Raw genomic sequence first — 21,832 nt, forward strand, 5'->3', positions numbered from 1 at the left:
TCTACTTTTCTCCAATAATTTTTATTTCTGGTTCCAAACACACATCAAAATTGTCCTTTACAACTTTTTGCACTAATTGTATCAATGTTAAAACATCCTTGCAACTTGCATTCCCTAAATTAACTATAAATCCGCAATGTTTATCTGAAATCTGTGCATCCCCATATCTAACACCTCTAAGACCTGAATCATCTATAAGTTTCCCTGCAAAATAGCCTTCTGGCCTTTTAAAAGTGCTTCCACCACTAGGAAACTGTAGTGGTTGCTTTGAATTTCTCTTTTCAGTAAGTTCTCTCATGGTTTTTTCTATTTTCTCAAAATTGCCCTTTTGAAGTTCCATTTCTGCCTCAAGAACTATTAAATTTTCATCCCCTATTCTACTTCCTCTATATCTGAAATTCATCTCATCTCCAGTATATTCAACTATATTTCCATCCTCATCAAGGCATTTAACTTTAGTCACTATATCCTTCATTTCACCGCCATAAGCTCCTGCATTCATAGTCACAGCTCCCCCAATACTACCTGGTATGCCGCTGGCAAATTCTAGTCCTGTGAGAGAATTCTTTAAAGCAATTTTGCTTGCAACTGTAACCAAAGCTCCAGCTTGAGCTTTCATAGTAGTACCTTCAACCGAAATATTTCCCAATCCTTCTGAAATTTTTATGACAACTCCTCGAATACCCTTGTCACTGACCAACAAATTGGTTCCATTTCCTATTATATAATAATCTATATCATTTTTTTTACAAATATTTATAGTTTCAACAAGTTCTTCTATACATCTAGGTATAACCATCACATCTACTGGTCCACCTATTTTAAATGAAGTATGATTTTTCATAGGTTCATCTATGAGTATCTTAGCAAATTTTAATTGTTCACTAAACAATCTATTTAAATTGTTTTCCAAAAAAACCACTCCTGTCATTTATTCATAATCAATATTATACATTATCTTGTCAATTCTTCCACTCTCAACTTTGCATCCTCTACTGCTTCTTTTGAGGATTTTTCTTTGAGTATTGCCCTTCTCAATTCTTCTTGCAATATAACATCTATATTTTCCCATTTTTTACATTTAGGTAAAACTACTACATTGTCAAGATAAGACTCAATTTTTCTCATTCTGAAATTATCTACGTACATATCATCCATACCCTTTTTCACTGAGAAAAGCCCAAGCTTTTCAAGAGTTCTTTGATTAGATTCTCCCGTTAAGAATTTCAAGAACTTTACACACATCTCCATCTTCTTTATATCTTCATCCTTGACAATTCCAAAGGATGCTATGCTATTTGTCAACACTCTTGGAGTTTTTTTATCCCCACTAGGATAATTGGCCACATCAAAATTAAATCCTTCACCATCATTTTGGAGATCAGACAGTGCCTTCACTGCCCAAGAACCTGTGGGATATACCGCTATATTTTTATCAGCACTAAACATTTCCCAACATTCCTCCTCTCCTATTATACCAAAAAATTCAGGAGTTACTTCATATTTATATTTCAAATCCAAAACCCTTTCTATTCCTCTTACTGCTTCTTCTCCATAAAACGAATAATCTCCCTTCTTGCAATTTAAAATATCTGCCCCATCCCCAAGTATTAGACCCCAAATATTGTAATAATTTGGTTCTACAAAAGAAACAAATCCATAGTGATCAGTTAGTCCATCACCATCAGAATCAAAAGTAAGGGATTTAAGAATCTCCACAAATTCCTCATAAGTCCAATTTCCATCATGAGGTGGAGATACTCCCCTTTCATTAAACAAATCTAAATTTAAATACATAACATAAGTATTCATAGCAAAAGGTATTCCAATCAATTTGTCATCATATGTAGTAGCTTTTAATGCTTCATCTCTAAATTCATCTAGTTCATCTTTAGAAAAATATTCATCTAACACCTCAAGTTTTTCAAAATCATCAAATTTATAACTTATAGGAATTATATCTGGGCCATCACCATTCTTCATACTCTCCCTTATGAGTTGTGGTCCACTTTTCCAATCCAGTGGTGTAAATTCAATATATACACCAGGATTTTTCCTTTCAAAAGCTTTTATTTTCCCTTGAATCCAAGTATATCTACTTCCACTATCTAAATCTAATCTTGGATAATCATAAATTTTTATTATTCCAGTATAATTTTCTTCTTCTACTTCTGTAAGAGATTCCACATCATTGAAATGCATATATACAGACCAAAATACAATAAATGCAATTAGAATAATACTTGCTATTTTCTGTTTTTTGCCTCTCAAAAAAAACACCTCCTGAATATAAAATATTCAAAAGAAGTCCAATTTATGTATGCGACAGTGGGGACGGTTCTCACTGTCGCAGAATTTTATTGTTTAAAATAATTTTTATGGGTATAACTATAGATAAGATCTATAATTTGTGTGTATATTATAACAATTATCAATAGGAGTGATTTTATGGAGAATGAAATTAAAGCAAACTGTACTAGACCTACAATAGAAAAGAATTCAGAAAATGAAGCTACAAAAGTAGCTGAAACTATTAAAAAGGAGGATGAATATAAAATGATAAAAGTAGGAAAACCTGCACCAAACTTTACTGCACCAGCCTTTCATGATGGTAAATTTACGAAAGTTAGTCTAGATGATTATAAGGGAAAATGGGTACTATTGTGTTTCTATCCAGGAGATTTCACCTTCGTCTGAGCTACTGAAGTTTCAGCAGTTGCTGAAAAATATCCTGAATTGCAAGATTTAGACGTGCAAGTTCTTTCAATAAGTGTAGACTCCATATTTGTTCATAAGATGTGGAATGAACATGAATTATCTAAAATGATTGGTAAAAACATTCCATTCCCAATGTTAGCAGACCAAGATGGAAGTATTGGAAAAATGTATGGTATTTATGATGAAGATAGTGGAGTTGAAACAAGAGGGAGATTCATTATCGATCCAGATGGCATAATCCAAGGTTTTGAAGTACTTACACCACCAGTTGGAAGAAATGTAGGAGAAACTATAAGACAAATAAAAGCTTTCCAATTGGTAAGAGAAACAAAAGGCAAAGAAGTTACTCCTTCCGGTTGGAAACCAGGAAAAACCACTCTAAAACCTGGCCCAGAACTTGTAGGCAACGTCTGGAAACATTGGAAAGTTAGCGAAGCTTTTGATGATTAATGTGGATGCGACAGTGGGGACGGTCCTCACTGTCGCAGAATTTTGATTATTTATTAGTTTTGATTCTCTTATAAAGTTTGATAGTATCATCTATCTGTGCCATATCTGGGTTACTGATATCTTTTAGAGGTGCTCCCATAACTATACAAATATATTCACGGTCTTCCTTTATGCCAAGTGTTGCCCAACATTCCCCAGCTTCATATGTTGTCCCTGATTTACCACCAACTATCTCAAAGCCCTCCTCTGATATCCCAGCAAGTTTTGAAAGAACTGTTGATTTTAAGACAATCCCATTAGGATGATCCATAGTAGATGTAGTCTTGAAAGTCTTCTTCGTGAAAATTGCTCTAAAATCGCCATTATCTAAAGCATAATCCAAAAGTTTTGCCATATCATAAGCCGAAGTATATTGATTCTTATCGTGAAGACCTTCTGGACTGGTAAAATGAGTATCTTCAAGTCCAAGTTCAGATGCCTTTTCATTCATAAGGCGGACAAAATCCTCTACACTCCCTGCAACATTTATAGCAAGAGAATTAGCAGCTTCACCACCAGAACTTAAAATTGTTCCATAAAGAAGATCTCTATAGGTTACTGGTTCTCTACCATAAAACCCAGCCATAGAAGCATTATTTGCTACCATTTCCTTATATGTATCTACATCTATAGGTGCAACTGCTGATAGGTCATCAATATGTTCAAGTGCTACAATAGTTGTCATAATTTTGGTAAGTGATGCAGGATATGCCCTTTCCCTAGAATTCTTTTCATATTCCACACTTTTGTCTTCTCGATCTAAAACATAAATATATCTACTAGCATAATCATCCGACTTAAAGACATTTAAAAATTTTCCTAAATTAAAACTAGCATACCTAGCTTTGTTTTTTAATATAACAATCAAAAATAAAGCTATTACTATAAACATTAAACGTTTTAAAAATTTTTTCATCGTGTATACCTCCCATGTGTCATAAATAATAGTGATAAATAAAATACACCTTAGTTTCTGATACAATGTTATCAAAAATCAAGGTGTATTTCTTTCGTTTTATATTATTAAATACTTACGATTTTCTTACAATTTAAATTGGAAGTTTCACACTCATTTCTATAATATCATCTTTACTCTTAGCTGTGATAGTGCCACCATGAGCCGTTACGATTGATTTTGCAATAGCAAGTCCAAGTCCAGCATTGCCAGTCTCAGAACTTCTAGAAGGATCAAGTCTAAAAAACTCATCAAAAATATGATCAAGTTTTTCACTTGGGATTGTTGGTCCATTATTTTTAATAATTATATTTACAAAATCTTCACTTTTACTTACACAAATATCAATTATACTATCTTTAAAAGAATAATTGATAGCGTTTCTAATGATGTTGTCAACAACCCTTTCAATCTTATTTGTATCTATATTTATCTTAATTCCAGATTCAATATTAGCATTCATTCTAAGATTTTTTTCTATTAGTAATGGTTTGAACTCATAGATAATTTGATCCATCATGAAACTAAAATCAACCATAGATTTTTCAAGCACAACATCCTTCAAATTATAACGTGTGATATCAAAAAATTCATTGATTAAATCTTCAAGTCTTAATGCTTTATCATAGCTAATCTGAAGATACTTTTTACGAAATCTTTCACTAAGATCATTTTCATCTTTCAAAATAGTTAGATAACCAATGATTGAAGTCAACGGTGTTTTCAAATCATGAGCAAGATATATAATCAAATCATTTTTTCTTTTTTCAGAATCTCTAGCTATTTTTTCGTTTTCCCTCAATTTAAACTTGATTTTATTCATCTTGTCATTTACTTCCTTCAAATCTCCTGAAAGAGTGATCAGTTCATCATCTTTTCTATATATCTCTTCCATTGCATTGATAATCTCATCCATATATTTTAATATTTTCTTAAAAAGCCTTAAAATAATAATAGCATAACCAAAAGATAAAACTAATAAAACCAAAAAAGCTCTATTATGATTAGCCCAATGATAGAATGGATACATAAACTCATATCCGAAATAGGTTTTACTGCCTAATTTTATCTTAAATAAATAAAATAAAAGTAATATGATGACTGTATATAGAGTAGACCAAATAGCAAAACTAATTAAAAACTTTTTCTTAAAACACTTATAATAATTATTCAATGATATAGCCTACCCCCCAAACAGTCTTAATATATTTTGGTTTTCTAGCGTTTTCGCCCATCTTTTCTCTCAACCTTGCAATATGGGCCATAACAGTATTATTATTATCTATATATTTATCTCCCCAAACATTAGTAAAAAGCTCTTCTGCGGAAATAACCCTGCCTTTGTTTTGGGCAAGATACAATAAAATGTCATATTCCAAAGGTGTAAGATCTATAATTTTTTCATTAATATACACTTTGTGTGAATCCATATTGATATGCAATCCATTAATGTCAATAAAATCTGATTCTATTTCTCTGTTGTACAACTTAGTCCTTCTAATCTGAGTCTTGACCCTAGCAATAAGCTCAAGAGGATTGAAAGGCTTAGTGATATAATCATCAGCACCAATAGTTAAACCCATTATCTTGTCAATATCCTCAACTTTAGCGGTAAGCATAATAACAGGATAAAAATAACTTTCTCTAATCTTTTTTAATATAGTAAATCCATCAATATCTGGAAGCATAATATCCAAAATAGCTAAATCAATATCTTGACTATCGATAATATGAAGAGCATCCTTCCCTGTATTAGCTTTTATTACTTCATATCCCTCATTGTGAAGATAAAATTCCAATAAATCAGCTATTTCCTTTTCATCATCGACCACAAGAATTCTAATCATCTTATCCTCCAATAAAATAATATTCGATTTGTTTGCGCTCTTGCACAAATTAATTATATCACTTTCATTGTATCCTCGCACATAAAAAACCGCCTCACAAGTATTTCTACCTGTAAGGCGGTTTTGAGGCAATTTTGCGACAGCGAGAACCGTCCCTACTGTCTCATTTATTCAGCCATTTTTTTGTATTTGTTGTATCTAGCCTTTGCGTCTTGTTCTGCTTTCTTGAATAGCTCTTCTGCTATTTCTGGAAAAGTTTGTTTTAGTGAAGTATATCTAACTTCTGTATTCAAGAAATCAATGAAGTCAGCAGTTGGTTCTTTGGAATCTAGGATAAATGGATTCTTGCCTTCTTCTTCTAGCATTGGATTGTATCTATATAGATGCCAATATCCAGCTTCTACTGCTTTCTTTTCTTGATTTTGACTAGTTCCCATTCCAGTCTTAATTCCATGATTGATACATGGTGCATAAGCTATAATAAGTGATGGTCCATTGTAGCTTTCTGCTTCTTTTAAAGCTTTTATCAGTTGATTCTTGTCTGCTCCCATAGCTACTTGAGCTACATATACATAGCCATAAGAAGCTGCTATCATACCTAAATCTTTCTTTCTAACTCTCTTTCCAGATGCAGCAAATTTAGCAACAGCTGCTGTTGGAGTAGCTTTTGATGATTGTCCACCAGTATTTGAATAAACCTCTGTGTCAAATACCAATACATTCACATCTTCTCCTGAAGCAAGTACATGATCTAAGCCACCAAATCCTATATCATATGCCCAGCCGTCTCCACCAAATATCCAAAGAGATTTCTTGATTAGATAATCTTTTAATTCATCTATTTCACTTAATATTTCTTTTCCTCTTTCATTGGCAATATCTTTCTTTAACAATGGAAGAATCTTAAGTGCTGCAGCTTTTGAAGCCTTTGCTTCATCTTTTCCTTCAATCCATTCATTGAAAACAGCATTTAATTCACTATCAATATTCAATTCAATAAATTCTTTCATAAGTTCTTCCAATTTATTTCTCAATTGTTTGATAGCTACTGACATACCATATCCGTATTCAGCATTGTCTTCAAACAATGAATTTGCCCAAGCTGGTCCTTTGCCTTCTTTGTTTGTACAGTATGGAGTAGCAGGTGCACTAGCTCCCCAAATTGATGAACATCCTGTAGCATTGGCAATTACCATTCTATCTCCAAACAATTGAGTAACTAATTTAGCATATGGAGTTTCTCCACATCCAGCACAAGCTCCTGAGAACTCTAGCAATGGTTGAGCAAATTGGCTACCTTTGATATTGTTTCTATCCATAAGTTCTTCTTTTGGTTCAACTGTCATAGCAAAATCCCAATTTTCAGATTGAACTTCTACTAAATCTTCCAATGGTTTCATAACCAAAGCCTTTTCTTTTGCTGGACATATATTTGCACAGTTTCCACAGCCTGTACAATCAAGTGGACTCACTTGTATACGATATTCAAGCCCTTCAAGTCCTTTGCCCATAGCTTTTTTAGTCTCAAATGACTCAGGTTTATTTTTAGTTTCCTCTGCACTTAACAATATTGGTCTAATTGCTGCATGAGGACATACAAATGAACATTGATTACATTGAATACAATTATCTATTTGCCATTCTGGAATACTTACAGCAATACCACGTTTTTCATAAGCTGCAGTTCCATGTGGGAATGAGCCATCTTCTCTACCTACAAAAGTACTTACAGGAAGTTTATCTCCTTCTTGTCTATTCATTGGAATTAGAACATCTCTAATGAAATCTGGCACTTCTTTATCGCAAGCTGCTTCTTCATCTTCAGCATCTTTCCAACTTTCTGGGACTTCAACTTTAACTAAGGATTCAATTCCTCTGTCAACTGCCTTGAAGTTCATGTCCACAATTTCTTGACCTTTCTTTCCATAAGTCTTCACTATAGAATCTTTCAAATATTTAACAGCATCTTCTATTGGTATAACTTTTGCAAGTTCAAAGAAAGCTGATTGCATAATCATATTTGTTCTATTGCCAAGTCCTATTTCATTTGCAATACTTGTAGCATTTATAATATAGAAATTTATATTGTGTTCAGCTAAATATTTCTTAACATTTCCTGGCAACTTTTCTTCTAATTCATCAACTGTCCAAGTAGTATTTAGAAGGAATGTACCTCCATCTTTTAATCCATCTAATACACTATATTGGTGAACATAAGATTGTTTTGAACAGGAGATAAAGTCAGCCTCATCAATTAAATAAGTAGATCTTATAGGTTGTTTTCCAAATCTCAAATGTGATATAGTAACTCCACCTGATTTCTTACTGTCATATGCAAAGTATCCTTGAGCATACATATCTGTATTGTCTCCAATAATCTTTATTGCACTCTTATTTGCACCAACAGTTCCATCAGAACCTAGCCCCCAGAATTTACATCTAATAGTTCCCTCTTGGGCAGTTTTTATTTCTTCTTTTATATCTAGTGATGTATGAGTTACATCATCTACTATACCTATTGTAAATCTGTCTTTTGGATTGTCTTGTTTCAAGTTTTCAAATACAGCATAAATTTGTGATGGAGTAGTGTCTTTTGAACCTAATCCATATCTTCCACCAACTATTATAGGAGTATTTTCTTTCCCATAATATAGAGAACGAACATCTAAGTACAATGGTTCTCCCAATGCACCTGGTTCTTTAGTTCTATCAAGAACTGCTATTTTCTTAACCGTCTTTGGCATTACATCAAAGAAGTATTTTTCTGAGAATGGTCTATATAGATGAACTTTAAGTACTCCGACTTTTTCTCCCTTAGCTCTTAAATAATCAACAACTTCTTCAATAGCCTCTGTCACTGAACCCATAGCTACTATAACGTTTTCAGCTTCTGGATCTCCATAATAATTGAATGGTTTATATTCTCTACCTGTAATCTCTGAAATTTCTTTCATATAATCATTAACTATATCTGGAATTCTTTCATAGAATACATTTGATGCTTCTTTAGCTTGGAAGAATATATCTGGATTTTGTGCTGTACCCTTTGTATATGGATGTTCTGGATTTAATGCTCTATTTCTAAATTCATTTACTGCATCCATATCAACTAATCTTTCAAATTCTTTATAATCAATTAATTCAATCTTTTGAATTTCATGACTTGTTCTAAAACCATCAAAGAAATGTACAAAAGGTACTCTACCTTTTATAGCACTTAGATGAGCTACTCCAGCTAAGTCCATTACTTCTTGAACACTACCTGAAGCTAAAAGAGCAAATCCTGTCTGTCTAGTAGCCATAACATCTGAATGATCTCCAAATATTGATAGCGCATGACCTGCAATTGCTCTAGCAGTTACATGAAATACACCTGGCAAAAGTTCTCCTGCTATCTTATACATATTAGGAATCATAAGTAATAATCCTTGAGAAGCAGTAAATGTACTAGTCAACGCTCCCGCTGACAACGACCCATGAACAGCTCCTGCTGCTCCTGCCTCTGATTGCATTTCAGTAACACGTACTTCTTGTCCAAAAATATTCTTTTTTCCATGGGCAGCCCAATCATCAATTAACTCTGCCATTGGTGAGGATGGTGTTATTGGGTAAATTGCTGCTACATCAGTAAAAGCATATGCAACATAGGCTGCAGCAGTATTGCCGTCCATGGTCTTCATAACTTTTGTCATTCATAGACCCCCTTTATAATAATTTTCAATTTATTTAACACTTTATAGTACTAAATATTTTTATGCCCCAAGGCACACTCTATTTTCAGTATATTAAACATGAATTATAAAGTCAACAAACAAAATATTAATAAATCCATAATTCTTCTTTAAATCCTCATATTTGCTAGTTCTAACGCCCTTATTATTTGTTATGATTTTATCAATCTAAGCTATGATAGTCTTTTTTTCTCTTTTCAATTTCTTTTTTAACCCTATCACCTAACTCTTTTGCAGCATTATATCCTAAAATTTTTTGTCTATTGTTCCTAGCTGCAACTTCTACTATCATAGCAGTATTTCTGCCTGGTCTTACAGGTATAATTAATTTAGGTATTTTTATGCCTAAAATTTCTGCATACTCTTCATCTAGACCTATTCTATCATATTCTTTTTCCTCATCCCAAAACTCTAATTCTATAATCATATCTACAAATTCCCATTTTTTAACCGCTCCCACTCCATAAAGCCTTTCTATATCAAGTATTCCTATGCCTCTTATTTCCATGAAATGTCTTATTATTTCTGGTGCAGTTCCTCTTATATCATCTTCTACCCTTTTTATCTCTACAGCATCATCTGCTACAAGCCTGTGCCCTCGTTTGATGAGTTCAAGAGCTGTCTCACTTTTTCCTACACCACTTTTGCCAGTCAACAATATACCCATACCATATACTTCTACCAGTACTCCATGAACTGTTATTTCAGGAGCCAATACATCATCTAAATAATTTATGAGGAGATTTATGAATTTGGTTGTAGAATGTTCAGTTCTTAAGATTGTCCTATTTTTTTCCTTTGCAAATCTAAGCATCTCAGGGAAAACTTCTAAATCTCTAGATATAACAATTGCGGGTATAGGGTAGGAAAACATCTTTTCTATTGTTTCACTTTTTACTTTTTCAGGCAAACTATTGAAATAATACCACTCAACATTCCCTATTATCTGCAATCTTTCATAGGCAAAATAATCAAAATATCCTGCCAACTGAAGTCCTGGTCTATTTACATCACTTTTATTTATCTTTACTTTATCCATATTATCTGCACCATATATGGTTTCTAATTTTAAATCTTCTATCAATTTATCCAATGTAACATAATCCATATCATCACTTCCCATTTTTATTCTTCACATTTTGTATTGTCTTTTCTAAAAAAATTGTACACTTCTTCTGCCACAACTTTATTCATTCCTTCAACAGCTATTAATTCTTCCAATGAAGCCTGTTTTATTCCATCTACACTTCCAAATGTTTTTAGAAGTGCTTTTTTTCTTTTTTCCCCTACTCCATTAATATCATCTAAGACAGATTTAAAAATTTTCTTGCTTCTTAAACTCCTATGATAACTTATAGCAAATCTATGAGCTTCATCTTGAATTCTAGTTATTAATTTAAAAGTTTCTTCACTTTCCTCCAGATTTATTTCATTGTTTCTATATATAATCCCTCTAGTCCTGTGAAAATCATCTTTTACAAGTCCACATACAGCTATATCTATTCCTAAATCCTTTAGTACCCTTTCTACTATATTTACCTGCCCCTTTCCTCCATCTATCATGATGAGATCAGGTAGACAAGAAGGCCATCTTTCAAATCGTCTTTTTATTATCTCTGCCATACTAGCATAGTCATTAGGGCCTATAACTGTCTTTATCTTAAATCTCCTATAATCACTTTTTTTAGGTATTCCATTTTCAAATACCACCATACTCCCTACAGGTTCTATTCCTTGGATATTTGATATGTCAAAGGCCTCTATTCTAAAGGGTATTTTGTCTAATTCCATGATATTTGCAAGTTTTCCCAAAGCGCTTTCTCTTTCTTTCGTCTTTCTCTTTATATCTTCCCCATATTGATTTAAAGTATTTAAAGCATTGTTTCTGACCATTTCCATCAATTGGCTCTTTTCTCCTCGCTTTGGCACTCTTATATCCACTTTAGTTCCTCGCTTTTCACTCAGCCATTTTGATACTGCAGCTATATCTTCAAATTCTTCTTCTACAAATATTTCCTTTGGAACATATGCAGTTCCTAAGTAGAACTGTTTTATAAATGAGCTGAGTATTTCGCTTCTATCTAAATGCTCTACATCAGACAATATAAAATGTTCCCTTCCCATAATCTTACCTGCTCTTACAAAAAAGACTTGTACACATACATCTTCAACACCTCTAGCCATACCTATGATATCTTGGTCTATTATATTGTTAGCAGAAACAATTTTCTGCTTTTCAAGAATCAATTTCAAGGAATTTATCTGATCTCTATACTTTGCTGCATTTTCAAAATCTAAATTTTTAGAAGCCTCATTCATTTTTTCGACTATCATCTCTACCAGTTTGTCTTCTCTGCCATTTAAAAACATAAGTATTTCATCTATCATTTCTAAATAAATATTTTCATCTACATTTCCTTGACATGGTGCTAGACATCTTTTTATATAATAGTTAAGACAAGGTCTATCTAATACCTTTTCTCCATTGAGCTTTAAGTTACAAGTTCTAATAGGATATAAATTCCTGATTATTTCAAGAGCATCATTGACTGCATAGCCACTAGGATATGGCCCAAAATACTTTGCTCCATCCTTCAATACATTTCTAGTCTTTATGACTCTGGGATATTTTTCATTCGTAGTCACTTTTATATAAGGATATTGTTTATCATCTCTTAAGAGTACATTGTACTTCGGCTTATGCTTTTTTATCAAATTTGATTCAAGTATCAAAGCCTCTACTTCATTGTCTACTATTATATACTCAAATTCGCTTATATTTTTAACCATAGCATTTACTTTAATCGTGTTGTTTCTTGAAGACTGAAAGTATTGTCTTACTCTTTTTTTTAAGGATATTGCTTTCCCTACATAAATTATTTCTCCACTTTCATTCTTCATTATATATACTCCTGGTTTGTCAGGCAGTTTTTTCAATTCTTCTTCTATATTAAACATAAACTCACCCTTCTATTTGATATATTATTATTATAAGTAAATTGAATAAGCTTTTTCAATAAGATATAATATACCCATAACAATATTTTAGGAGGCTTTTTTATGGTAAAGATGAAAAAATCCATAGCATTTTTTATATCTTTTATAGCTACAATTGCATTTATATCTATTTTACCCCTTGTATTAAATCCAATATTGAAAAATTTACCTAAGGCAAAAGACATTATACTACCCATAATACTCTCAATAGGTCTCATATTTTTTATGTTCTTTCAAGGATTTCTAAAATTAAAATGGAATAAAAAATTGTTGTCTCAAAGCAAAGTTTTTTTAGAAATAAATGGGGACAATTTCACCAAAACAGAAAAATCATGGATTTATCTATTTTTAGTTCTAATATATTTTGCCCCAGCCATAGCAAATTCATCTTTTAAGTCTATATCTATGACCAATATAATCCTTTTTGTTGTTTTTTTGATTATCTCAATATTTTTGCTTAAATACTCTGAAAAAACCATGAGGATAATATTCACCCAAGAAGGAATTGTTGTGACGGGACTAGATTTGAGAATAGATATTTCTCTTGGTCACCCTCTACACAATGCTACAGGTTTTTATCCATATGATATGATTGATGGATATCTACCTTTGCAAGATGGCCTAGAATTGTTTATCGAATATGAACAAGGGAAAATAACATTAAATACAAGTGGAGAAGAAAAAAATCAAATTCTATATATACTCAAACAACATGAAATAGAAATGAGAAAATATGTGTAAAGCATCCTTAAAAGGATGCTTTATCTTTTGCTATTTAAAACTGGCTCTGCATATTTGTATTCAATAGTTTTTTTAACCTTTGGAATCATGATATCTTCCTCTTTTGTGATTTTTATATCAAACATTGAGTCATCAGCTAAATTTTTGACTACTTCATATAAATTGTCTTGATTGCCAATAGCTTTTATGACAAAAGGTGTATTGGTAGAAGTCCCATTTATCTCAAAATGATTTCCTGCCACTTCTATTTCCGTATGATTGGTAAATCTCAAATCATTTATTGCAATAGCATCTACCCCACCAAGCTTTAATGAATTAATTATAAACATCAACAATTCCTTTTTTTCAAACAAAACCTGTTCATCAGTAAAATAAAAAAAGTCATCATAAAGATCATTTATTTGAATCAAAATTCCAGGTCCATGAACATCTTCATATCCAATCATGATCTTATATTTTTGAATATCTTCAAACACTTCTTTTACTTCATCATCTTCCTCTACAATACCCTTTTCATAATCATTTGCAATTTTACTTGCACTTTTTATTTCATCTTCTAACAATTTATTAGCTTCTTTTTCTTTTTTAATTTGATTAACTAACTGATTGCCACTTCTATTGATTGGCAATTTAATATTCAATATATTATTCACACTCTTAGTCTGAAAAGCAATCAATATTCCTAAAAAAATACTTACAAAAAATATAAGAAGATTTTCCTTTTTAATTTCTATACCCCCTTTGCAAAAATGAGGATTTTATCTATTCTTACTTTATAATTATAACACAAACTATTCAATATTTATATATATTCTAATTTCAAATATGAATTGTAGAAATTTTCTTGATGTTTCCTCCCAAAATGTGGTATACTATATATGTCTTGTTAAATAGCTGTAATAAATATATTTTATTAGATATTAAACAGGGGGTGGATGTTTTGTTTGCATCTAACAAAATCTTAAAAACATTGGGAATTGAAATTAAAGATTTAAAAGATGATGCAATTTATCTTTGTTCAGTAAAAAACAAAAAAGGGGAAAAAATAAGAGATGAACTAATTGAGATAACAGGAATTGAACTAAAGACATTGGCAGAAATGCAAGGTTATAAAAAAGGTATGATTAGGTATAACAAAACTTTATACTATGATGTTGTAGAAGAAAAAGAAGAAATTTTAGTTCACTAATTCAATCAAAATTTCTATGGGAAGGCAAATATGTCTTCCCACATTTTTTGTGATATAATACTAGATATAAATTTAAGTAAGGATGAATACAATGAAAATATCAAAAATAGAATCCCAAAAAAATAAAAACAGAGTAAATGTATATATAGACGGAAATTTTACCTTTGGCATAGATATAGAAATACTCTACAAATATAGTTTGGAAGTGGATATGGAAATAGATGAAGACTTCATAAAAGATGTACTTCAAGGAGAAGAGCAAAATAAAGCTAACAATTATGCTTTAAATCTTCTCTCCTATAGATGGAGATCAGAGCATGAAATTAGAAACAGCATGAATTCTAAGGGGTATAGTCAAGATACCATAGACAATACTATCAAATTTCTAAAGGAACAAGAACTAATAGATGATAGAAGATTTGCCGAAAGTTTCATAAAAGATAAAATAAATTTCAGAGATTGGGGAAGCTATAGACTCAAACAAGAACTTTTCCTAAAAGGTATATCTAAAGATATAGTAGATGATATAATAGAAGAATATTGCGATGATGAATTTGAAAGAGCCATGAATTTGGCAAGTAAAAAAATCACATCCTATAAAAATGAAGATAAAAATACCATCTATCGCAAACTAGGTGGATATCTTCAGAGAAAAGGCTATTCTTATGATGTAGTTTCTAAAGTATTAAAAGAAATACTTAAATAAAAAGGCATCCAATTAACGGATGCCTTTTTTGTTATATATTTCTAGTTTCTCTTCTCAACCATTCTTTTTCTTCTTGTTCTAAATATGGGGACAATTTTTTGTAAACTTCTTCATGATAGTTATTTAACCATTGTCTTTCACTTTCATCTAATAGTTCTACATTTATCCCTTCCAAATCTATTGGACAAAAAGATATAGTTTCAAATTTCATGAATTGCCCAGAATCTGTTTCAATATCTTTCTTAACTACTACATCATTTTCAATTCTTATACCATGTTTTCCTTCTTTATATACACCTGGTTCTATAGTTACAACCATTCCTTCTTCCAATCTCACTGTATTTGGTGCTGGTGAAATTCTATGTGGACCTTCATGAACATTTAAGAAATATCCTACCCCATGACCTGTACCACATTTGTAGTCAAGACCTTCTTGCCACAATGGAAATCTTGAAAGCACATCTAAATTTGAACCTGTTGCTCCATATAAAAATCTTGTCTTTATTAGATTTATATGTCCTTTCAATGTCAAAGTAAAGTCTTTCTTTTCTTCTTCTGAAATAGGCCCCAATACTATAGTTCTTGTTATATCAGTAGTTCCATCTAAATACTGTCCACCTGAATCAATAAGAAGCATTCCCTCTTTTTCAAGACTATAGTCAGATTCTTTTGTAGCACTATAATGCATCATTGCAGCGTGTTCTTTGTATCCAGCTATAGTATCAAAACTAGGTTCTACAAAATCTTTTTGCTGTCTTCTGAATTCTTCCAATTTTTCAGTAACAGATATTTCTGACATTGGAATTTTCCCTATATTTTCATCTAGCCAATACAAAAATTTAACCAATGCCACTCCATCTTTTATATATGCATTCTTTAAATTTTCTATTTCTACTGAATTTTTAACTGCTTTTAAATCTGTAGTTATATTTCTTCCTTCAACTATCTTACAGCTACTTGGTATTCCATTATATAACCATTTGTTTATTCTACTTGGGTCTATAAAAACTCTAGAATTTTCTTTTATACTTTCAGCATATTTTCTTACTTCATCGTATTCAGCTACTTCTATACCATTATCGTTTAAGTACTTTTCAACTTCTGTAGGAACTTTTGATTTATGAACAAATAGATAAGCTTTATCCATAGAAATAAGTCCATAAGAAGTAACCACTGGATTGCACTCAACATCATTACCTCTTATATTATAAACCCAAGCTATATCATCTAAACTTCCCAATAGATAATAAGAAACATCTAATTTTTTCATCTTTTCTCTTACTTCATTTATCTTTTCCTTTGGACTCTTTCCTGCATATTTTACTTCATGAATAAACACTTTATCCATTGGAAGTTCTGGTCTATCCTTCCATATTTCTCCTACAAGATCATACTCTTCAACTAATTTTATATTTTTGCTTGAAAGTTTCTCTTCTATTTGTTTTACATCTGAAACTGGAAATACTTTTCCATCATATCCTAGACTAGAACCTTCAGCTAAATTTTCCTTAAGCCATTCCATATAGGATGGAACTCCTGGAATACCCATTTTAAAAAGCTTTATTTCACTATCTTTGATTTGATTTGCTGCTTGTATGAAATATCTTCCATCTGTCCACAATCCTGCTTCTTTCATTGTTACAACAACAGTTCCTGCTGAACCTGTAAATCCAGATATCCAAACTCTCGTCTTCCAGTGATCTCCTACATATTCACTTTGATGAGGGTCATAGGTTGGTATTATATAGGCATCTATCCCTCTTTCTTTCATTAAATTTCTTAGAGACGCTATTCTTTCATTTATGGTACTCATTTTTTAACCCCCTTGTATTTAGATTCTCAAAACAATTATATCACACTTTTTTTGTTTTTCTCTTCTAACTTTATAAAGAAAATAGCAACAAGTATTCCACTAAATCCTGCTGCAAGCTTAGCAAGTATAAAGGGAATTACTACATCTTCAGAAACACCTGACACAAAACCCAATTGACCTCCAAAAGTAAAAGCACCACTCACCGCAAAAGCTGAGTTTACTATCTTGCCCTTCCAGTCCATATCCTTTAAAATTCCAAGAGTTGGCACATTGTTGGCCAAAGAAGTTATAAGACCTAGTATAGAGATATCATTTACCCCTAATTTCTCACTTAAACTTGACAACCCTTTTTCTAATACCTTTGACAAAAAATAAATCAAAGGATAAGCTCCTGACAATATAACTGCTATTTTGCCTACTACTACAATTCCCTCTTCAAAAGGTATCATTCCAGGCAATATATTTATACCAAGTACAAAGTTCAATATACTCAATATAAGTCCAACAAGGCTTACAACAAAAATTACTTTACCTATATTGACAAACAATTTCACAATTTTTTCTTTAATCTTTACAAGACATACAGCTATAACTACAGAAAGCACAACAATTGGAATTATATTCATAAATATATCTCTAATACCTAATCCCATAGCTAGTCCACCTATTAAGCATCCAACAGGTATAGTCACTATCCCAGACAATACGCCCTTGGCAAAATAATCAAAATCCTCCTTGGACAATATATTTGTAGCAATAGGTATAGTAAAAGATATAGTAGCTCCCATCATTGAAGCTAAAATAATTCCAGAAAACTTTGCAATTTCCTCATTGGCTGCAATCTCTACAGCTGCAGTATATCCTCCCATATCACAAGCTAAAATACTGCCTATAAAAATAGAAGGATCCGCTCCTGTCACCCTTGATAGAGGCAACAAAAAAGACAAAAAATAATGAGCTATGACAGGTGAAAGACAATATATTCCTATCATAGTCATTGCAAGACTTCCCATACCTTTAAAGCCTTCCTCAAACTTTGCACCAAGTCCAAACTTATTTCCTAGCAATTTGTCTATAGCTCCCAACAATGAAAAAAATATTATTACATAAAGTACAATTTGACTCATAAAATACCTCTTTTTGTTCATAATAAATATTGCAATGATATTGTACCAAAAATCATAAAGTTTTTCTATGCTTTTTTATAAAACACTATTTAGACAAAATAATTGCTCTTACATTCTTCCCCTTATCCAAAATAAAACCTATCCTATCTCCTGCTTTCAAATCAGCAAAATCCAAATTCATCTTCTTGTCGTTTCTTTCAAATAGTATACTAACATCTCTTTTAACTTCTACTTTAGAAGGCAATTCTATACTATTGTCATCTAAATACTGTTCTATTTCTAGTTCTCTAGATTGATAATCAATGCTCATTATCATACCATAGGCAAACACTTCTCCATTTAAACTATTGCATTCTTCAAAGTCCCTATAATTTCTTATAGTTATCTCATTTTCTTCTTTATTTAATATTCCTTCTCCCCCCAAAGCTTTTATGACATTTGAAACTGGAGCATAAAGTTTATTGTTGTAATAAAAGGTTTCTCCATGCAAATCATATATTCCTCCCTGACCCTTTAAAACAATATCTTTAAAAGAAACATCTATTTTATTGTAATTGTTTTGAGAAAAAACCATAGTATACAACGAAAATATCAAATAAAAAAGCATCAAAAAACAAAGAATCCTCTTTTTCATCCATATCCCTCCCTATAAAGAGTATGGACAAAAATAGAGGATTTAAACATAAATTTACTTTAAGACTTCTTTCAAAAATTGTCCAGTATATGAAGCATCTACTTTAGTTATTTCCTCTGGGGTTCCTGTTGCAACAATAGTTCCCCCTTCATCCCCACCTTCTGGACCTAAGTCTATAATATAATCTGCAGTCTTTATCACATCTAAATTGTGTTCAATGACCACTACAGAATTGCCATTTTCCACTAGCTTATCTAGCACTTGAATGAGTTTATGAATATCCGCCATATGAAGTCCTGTTGTAGGTTCATCCAATATATAGAGAGTTTTTCCAGTACTTCTCTTGCTTAATTCTGTAGCAAGTTTTACTCTTTGGGCCTCACCTCCAGAAAGCTCAGTAGAAGGCTGCCCAAGTTTTATATACCCTAGACCTACATCATATAAAGTCTGAAGCTTTCTCTTTATGTTTTGAATATTTTCAAAAAACTCCAATGCCTCTTCCACAGTCATATCCAATACATCAGCTATGGTTTTACCTTTATACTTGACTTGAAGAGTCTCTCTATTATATCTCTTTCCTTTACATACCTCACATGGTACATATACATCAGGCAAAAAATGCATTTCTATTTTTATGATTCCATCTCCATTGCAGGCTTCACATCTTCCTCCCTTTACATTAAAGCTAAATCTTCCCTTGCTATATCCTCTCATCTTTGCTTCTGGAGTCATGGCAAATACATCTCTTATATAGTCAAATACCCCTGTATAAGTAGCTGGATTAGATCTTGGAGTTCTTCCTATAGGAGACTGATCTATTTCTATGACCTTGTCAAGATTTTCAAGGCCCTTTATTTCCTTGTGTTTCCCTGGTTTTACCTTTGCTCCATTTAATTTCCCTGCAAGACTTTTATATAATATCTCATTTATAAGAGTACTTTTTCCAGAACCAGAAACTCCTGTGATACAAGTAAAAACCCCTAAAGGTATTTTTGCATCAATATTTTTTAAATTGTTTTCACTAGCACCTACTATTTCAATCCATTTTCCATTAGGTTTTCTTCTATTTTCAGGTACTTCAATTTTCTTTCTTCCTGAAAGGTATTGACCTGTAATAGATTCTTTGGATTTCTTTATATCTTCAACAGTTCCCTCAGCCACTATATATCCTCCATGAGTACCAGCTCCAGGACCTACATCTACAATATAATCAGCACTATACATAGTTTCTTCATCATGTTCTACAACAATGAGAGTATTACCTAAATCCGCCAAATTCCTAAGAGTTTTAAGAAGCTTTGCATTATCCCTTTGATGAAGTCCAATACTAGGTTCATCAAGAACATATACTACTCCTACAAGGCTAGAACCTATTTGAGTTGCTAACCTTATTCTTTGAGATTCTCCCCCTGAAAGAGTACCAGCACTTCTAGAAAGGGTCAAATAATTGAGTCCCACATCTTCCAAAAATTTAAGTCTTTCTACTATTTCTTTAAGTATCTGATGGGCTATAAGTTCTTGTCTTTCAGTGATTTTCAAATTCCCAAAGAATTTTAATGCTTCTCTAATAGATAAATCCGTCACTTCTGCTATATTTAAACCATTTATTTTGACTGCAAGAACCTCTTCTCTAAGTCTTTTCCCATGGCAATGAGGACATGGATTTTCTGCCATGAACTCATCTATTCTATCTCTCATATAGTCAGAATTAGTTTCCCTATATCTTCTCTCTAAATTTGGTATGATCCCTTCAAAACTCCCTTTATAGCTTCTATGACCGATAAAATGGCTTTCAAATTCAAAACTTATCACTCTATCTGTACCATACAATAGCTCATCTAAAAATTCACTTGGTGCATCTTTTAAAGGGGCATCCATACTAAATCCATGAATTTCCCCCAAAGTTTTAAATATTTGATAATAATAAGTATTTTCTCCTGAATTGCTATATGGGGCAAGACCACCTTCATTTATACTCAAAGAAGGATTGGGTATAACAAGATCTTTATCTATCTTTTTATAATATCCTATACCATTACAAGTTGGACAGGCCCCATAGGGATTATTAAAAGAAAACATTCTTGGAGAAAGCTCTTCAATGGCTACTCCACAATCAGGACAGGCCAACTTTTGACTAAAAAGCATCTTATCTCCATCTATAATATCAACTATAACCAATCCATCAGAAAGTTTAAGTGCTGTCTCTATAGAATCAGCTACTCTTCCTTCAATACCTTCCTTCACAACAATTCTATCAACAACCACCTCTATATTGTGCTTTTTGTTTTTTTCTAACGATATCTCATCAGTAACTTCATGCATTTCCCCATCTATTACCACTCTTATAAATCCTTCTTTTTTTATAGACTCTAATATCTTTTGATGTTCTCCCTTTTTCCCTCTAATTATAGGAGCAAGTATTTGAATTTTAGTTCTCTCTTCTAATTCCATTATCTTGTCTACCATTTGATCTACTGTTTGACTGGTTATTTCTTTTCCACATTTATAGCAATAAGGCGTTCCAATTCTTGCAAATAAAAGCCTTAAATAATCATAAATCTCTGTCACAGTTCCTACAGTAGATCTGGGGTTTTTGCTTGTTGTCTTCTGATCTATAGATATAGCTGGAGAAAGCCCCTCAATATAATCCAAATCAGGCTTTTCCATTTGACCTAAAAACTGTCTTGCATAGGCAGAAAGACTTTCCACATACCTTCTTTGACCTTCTGCATAAATAGTATCAAAAGCCAAAGATGACTTTCCAGAACCACTAAGCCCTGTAATGACTATAAACTCATCTCGTGGAAGTTCCAAATTCACATTTTTCAAATTGTGTTCTCTTGCTCCTCTTATAATTATCTTATCTTTTGACATTTAATCACCCC

Annotated in this window: 17 protein-coding genes; 4 read left to right on the forward strand and 13 right to left on the reverse strand. The window is 32.1% G+C overall.

Annotated elements, in window-relative coordinates:
• Position 1: 1 nt before the first annotated feature.
• Together murB and ACFWUA_RS01655 are read right to left on the reverse strand one after the other, a co-directional pair.
• A complete protein-coding gene (murB, locus tag ACFWUA_RS01650) occupies positions 2–913 on the reverse strand; it encodes a UDP-N-acetylmuramate dehydrogenase (protein ID WP_416198437.1) in 912 nt (303 codons plus the stop codon).
• A gap of 41 nt (positions 914–954) precedes the next feature.
• Positions 955–2,271 (reverse strand): ABC transporter substrate-binding protein, encoded by a 1,317-nt coding sequence (locus tag ACFWUA_RS01655; protein ID WP_416198438.1) that lies wholly within the window; start codon positions 2,269–2,271, stop codon positions 955–957.
• Positions 2,272–2,448: 177 nt separating this feature from the next.
• Between ACFWUA_RS01655 and prxU the strand changes: the two genes are divergently transcribed.
• A complete protein-coding gene (gene prxU, locus ACFWUA_RS01660; RefSeq protein ID WP_416198439.1) occupies positions 2,449–3,168 on the forward strand; it encodes a thioredoxin-dependent peroxiredoxin in 720 nt (239 codons plus the stop codon).
• A gap of 46 nt (positions 3,169–3,214) precedes the next feature.
• On the opposite strand, the gene ACFWUA_RS01665 is transcribed toward prxU, so the two are convergent.
• The 6 genes from ACFWUA_RS01665 to uvrC form a co-directional block, all read right to left on the reverse strand.
• A complete protein-coding gene (locus ACFWUA_RS01665) occupies positions 3,215–4,123 on the reverse strand; it encodes a D-alanyl-D-alanine carboxypeptidase family protein (protein WP_416198440.1) in 909 nt (302 codons plus the stop codon).
• A gap of 133 nt (positions 4,124–4,256) precedes the next feature.
• Positions 4,257–5,336: a sensor histidine kinase gene (locus ACFWUA_RS01670; RefSeq protein WP_416198441.1), complete on the reverse strand. Its 1,080-nt coding sequence runs from the start codon at positions 5,334–5,336 to the stop codon at positions 4,257–4,259.
• The gene (gene vanR, locus ACFWUA_RS01675; protein ID WP_416198442.1) at positions 5,329–6,009 is read right to left on the reverse strand and encodes a VanR-ABDEGLN family response regulator transcription factor; all 681 of its coding nucleotides are present in this window, start codon (positions 6,007–6,009) and stop codon (positions 5,329–5,331) included. The genes ACFWUA_RS01670 and vanR overlap by 8 nt, the downstream gene beginning before the upstream one ends.
• Before the next feature lie 167 nt (positions 6,010–6,176).
• Positions 6,177–9,701 (reverse strand): pyruvate:ferredoxin (flavodoxin) oxidoreductase, encoded by a 3,525-nt coding sequence (gene nifJ / locus ACFWUA_RS01680; protein WP_416198443.1) that lies wholly within the window; start codon positions 9,699–9,701, stop codon positions 6,177–6,179.
• A 202-nt stretch (positions 9,702–9,903) separates the two neighbouring features.
• Positions 9,904–10,848 (reverse strand): HPr(Ser) kinase/phosphatase, encoded by a 945-nt coding sequence (gene hprK / locus ACFWUA_RS01685; RefSeq protein ID WP_416198444.1) that lies wholly within the window; start codon positions 10,846–10,848, stop codon positions 9,904–9,906.
• A gap of 17 nt (positions 10,849–10,865) precedes the next feature.
• Positions 10,866–12,698, reverse strand: a complete 1,833-nt coding sequence (uvrC, locus tag ACFWUA_RS01690) for an excinuclease ABC subunit UvrC (RefSeq protein ID WP_416198445.1) — start codon at positions 12,696–12,698, stop codon at positions 10,866–10,868.
• A gap of 102 nt (positions 12,699–12,800) precedes the next feature.
• On the opposite strand from uvrC, the gene ACFWUA_RS01695 reads away from it, so the two are divergent.
• Positions 12,801–13,478: a hypothetical protein gene (locus ACFWUA_RS01695; protein WP_416198446.1), complete on the forward strand. Its 678-nt coding sequence runs from the start codon at positions 12,801–12,803 to the stop codon at positions 13,476–13,478.
• A gap of 20 nt (positions 13,479–13,498) precedes the next feature.
• Here ACFWUA_RS01695 and ACFWUA_RS01700 read toward each other — a convergent pair whose 3' ends face one another.
• On the reverse strand, positions 13,499–14,119 hold the full coding sequence (locus ACFWUA_RS01700; protein WP_416198447.1) for a DUF881 domain-containing protein: 621 nt from the start codon (positions 14,117–14,119) through the stop codon (positions 13,499–13,501).
• 299 nt (positions 14,120–14,418) lie between these two features.
• Here ACFWUA_RS01700 and ACFWUA_RS01705 point away from each other — a divergent pair, with 299 nt between their 5' ends.
• Positions 14,419–14,667, forward strand: coding sequence for a hypothetical protein (locus ACFWUA_RS01705; protein WP_416198448.1), 249 nt, complete (start codon positions 14,419–14,421; stop codon positions 14,665–14,667).
• 91 nt (positions 14,668–14,758) lie between these two features.
• Positions 14,759–15,373 carry a regulatory protein RecX gene (locus ACFWUA_RS01710; RefSeq protein WP_416198449.1) on the forward strand — a complete coding sequence of 205 codons (615 nt, stop codon included), beginning with the start codon at positions 14,759–14,761 and terminating at the stop codon, positions 15,371–15,373.
• Between the two features lie 31 nt (positions 15,374–15,404).
• Here the strand turns inward: ACFWUA_RS01710 and ACFWUA_RS01715 are convergent, their stop codons facing one another.
• The 4 genes from ACFWUA_RS01715 to uvrA form a co-directional block, all read right to left on the reverse strand.
• Positions 15,405–17,186 (reverse strand): aminopeptidase P family protein, encoded by a 1,782-nt coding sequence (locus ACFWUA_RS01715; protein WP_416198450.1) that lies wholly within the window; start codon positions 17,184–17,186, stop codon positions 15,405–15,407.
• 35 nt (positions 17,187–17,221) lie between these two features.
• Positions 17,222–18,313 carry an ethanolamine utilization protein EutH gene (eutH, locus tag ACFWUA_RS01720; protein WP_416198451.1) on the reverse strand — a complete coding sequence of 364 codons (1,092 nt, stop codon included), beginning with the start codon at positions 18,311–18,313 and terminating at the stop codon, positions 17,222–17,224.
• Positions 18,314–18,398: 85 nt separating this feature from the next.
• Entirely contained in the window at positions 18,399–18,947 is a 549-nt protein-coding gene (locus ACFWUA_RS01725) for a hypothetical protein (protein WP_416198452.1), read from the reverse strand.
• Between the two features lie 54 nt (positions 18,948–19,001).
• On the reverse strand, positions 19,002–21,821 hold the full coding sequence (gene uvrA / locus ACFWUA_RS01730) for an excinuclease ABC subunit UvrA (protein ID WP_416198453.1): 2,820 nt from the start codon (positions 21,819–21,821) through the stop codon (positions 19,002–19,004).
• Positions 21,822–21,832 lie beyond the last annotated feature (11 nt).

It is taken from the genome of Sporanaerobacter sp. (assembly GCF_047830725.1).
Taxonomy (GTDB): domain Bacteria; phylum Bacillota; class Clostridia; order Tissierellales; family Sporanaerobacteraceae; genus Sporanaerobacter.

Bases quoted from the DNA above. Each gene is read 5' to 3' on its own strand.
- ACFWUA_RS01665 (WP_416198440.1), bottom strand. From the start codon at position 4,123: ATGAAAAAATTTTTAAAACGTTTAATGTTTATAGTAATAGCTTTATTT.
- vanR (WP_416198442.1), bottom strand. From the start codon at position 6,009: ATGATTAGAATTCTTGTGGTCGATGATGAAAAGGAAATAGCTGATTTA.
- nifJ (WP_416198443.1), bottom strand. From the start codon at position 9,701: ATGACAAAAGTTATGAAGACCATGGACGGCAATACTGCTGCAGCCTAT.
- hprK (WP_416198444.1), bottom strand. From the start codon at position 10,848: ATGGATTATGTTACATTGGATAAATTGATAGAAGATTTAAAATTAGAA.
- uvrC (WP_416198445.1), bottom strand. From the start codon at position 12,698: ATGTTTAATATAGAAGAAGAATTGAAAAAACTGCCTGACAAACCAGGA.
- ACFWUA_RS01695 (WP_416198446.1), top strand. From the start codon at position 12,801: ATGGTAAAGATGAAAAAATCCATAGCATTTTTTATATCTTTTATAGCT.
- ACFWUA_RS01710 (WP_416198449.1), top strand. From the start codon at position 14,759: ATGAAAATATCAAAAATAGAATCCCAAAAAAATAAAAACAGAGTAAAT.
- ACFWUA_RS01715 (WP_416198450.1), bottom strand. From the start codon at position 17,186: ATGAGTACCATAAATGAAAGAATAGCGTCTCTAAGAAATTTAATGAAA.
- eutH (WP_416198451.1), bottom strand. From the start codon at position 18,313: ATGAGTCAAATTGTACTTTATGTAATAATATTTTTTTCATTGTTGGGA.
- ACFWUA_RS01725 (WP_416198452.1), bottom strand. From the start codon at position 18,947: ATGAAAAAGAGGATTCTTTGTTTTTTGATGCTTTTTTATTTGATATTT.
- uvrA (WP_416198453.1), bottom strand. From the start codon at position 21,821: ATGTCAAAAGATAAGATAATTATAAGAGGAGCAAGAGAACACAATTTG.